General features: G+C 68.2%; 1 pseudogene. It reads left to right on the top strand.

Features of this window, described 5'->3' with window-relative positions:
- Positions 1–641: 641 nt before the first annotated feature.
- Positions 642–1451 (top strand): annotated as a pseudogene (locus tag ACFYQA_RS39500) (transposase); the annotation flags it as partial.

The following is a 1451-nucleotide window of genomic DNA, read 5'->3' as shown; positions in this document are numbered from 1 at the left end:
GCTCAGCCCCGTCGCCTACGAGAAGCAGTCGGCTAACATGACACTCGCCGCATAACAACACGAACTGGTGTCCACTTCTCGGGGGGAACCCCCTACCTCGCCACGGATTGCAGCAGCGTCGGGCAGGCGTCACCCGGCTGCCGCTGTCGCTGGTGACGGGCCACGCCCTACTGGCCCTTGCCGGGCTGACCGCCTGGGTCGCTTTCCTGCTGAGCAGGACGCCCTCTTCGGCCTGGGCGGCCTCGGCGATCGTCCTGCTGGCCGCCTCGCTCGGATTCATGATGTTTTTCCGGCCGCGGGCGGGCCGGTCTGGAACCGGGCCGGATTCGTCGCACCCTGCCCTCGGCCTGGGGCAGGCCCATGCGGCGTGGCCATGGTCAAGGCGGCCTGCTGTTACATGCGTGGCAGCTCTCCGCGCAGGGCCGCGATGCCCCATTCCACGTCCGGGGCGCTCATCTGCTGTTCCAGGGGCACGCGTTCCGATCGCGTCCCGCTGTGTGGTGTAGGGGATCACCGCGGCTGAGTGCGCGGGGTCTGCTCCCTCGTCTGCACCATCTGCCGGTGTCTGCTCCCTGCGCAACTGGCAGGCCACCGTGCAACTGTCCGGAATGAACGGGCAGTTCGACCCCAGGGGGTGCACGGTGGCCTTGTCCCGGCATGACCTGCTCCGCCTGCTTGAGTCACTACGTTCGACGGACGGTCTTGAACTCGTCCGGGAGGTCGCCGAGCGGCTGCTGCAGGAACTGATCGAGGCCGAGGCGAGTGCGAGGATCGGCGCCGAGTGGGGCGAACACACCAACACCCGCACCACCTGGCGCAACGGCCACCGCGAGAAGACCGTGACCACGCAGGCCGGCGACCTGGAACTCGCCATCCCGAAACTGCGAGCCGGAAGCTTCTTCCCCAGCCTCCTGGAACGCCGACGACGCATCGACCAGGCCCTCTACGCGGTCATCATGGAGGCCTACGTCCACGGCGTCTCCACCCTTCCCCAAGCTCTCGGCTCCGCTCAAGCAGGGGAGGCCCCATTCGTCGACGACCTGGTCAAGGCCCTCGGCTCGGACACCGGGATATCCAAGAGCGAGGTCTCCCGGATCTGCGCGGACCTGGACGAACAACTGGACGCCTTCCGGACCCGCCCGCTGGACCACATCCGCTTCCCCTACCTCTTCCTCGACGCCACCTACGTCAAGGCCCGCGTCGATCACCGCATCGTCTCCCAGGCCATCGTCATCGCCACTGGGGGTACCCCCGGCCGAAGGCTGGGGGAGCGTCACCCAGGACGGCGGCCGCGAGGTCGTCGGCGTCATGGTCGGCGACAGCGAAACCGAAGCCTTCTGGACCCAGTTCCTGCGCCACCTGCGCGAACGCGGCCTGACCGGCGTCCGCCCGGTCATCTCCGACAGCCACAGCGGCCTGGTCAAAGCGATCCGCAAGGTCATGCTCGGCGC

Source organism: Streptomyces sp. NPDC005774, assembly GCF_042871645.1.
GTDB lineage: Bacteria > Actinomycetota > Actinomycetes > Streptomycetales > Streptomycetaceae > Streptomyces > Streptomyces pratens.
This window is presented reverse-complemented; position numbering and strand designations above follow the sequence as displayed.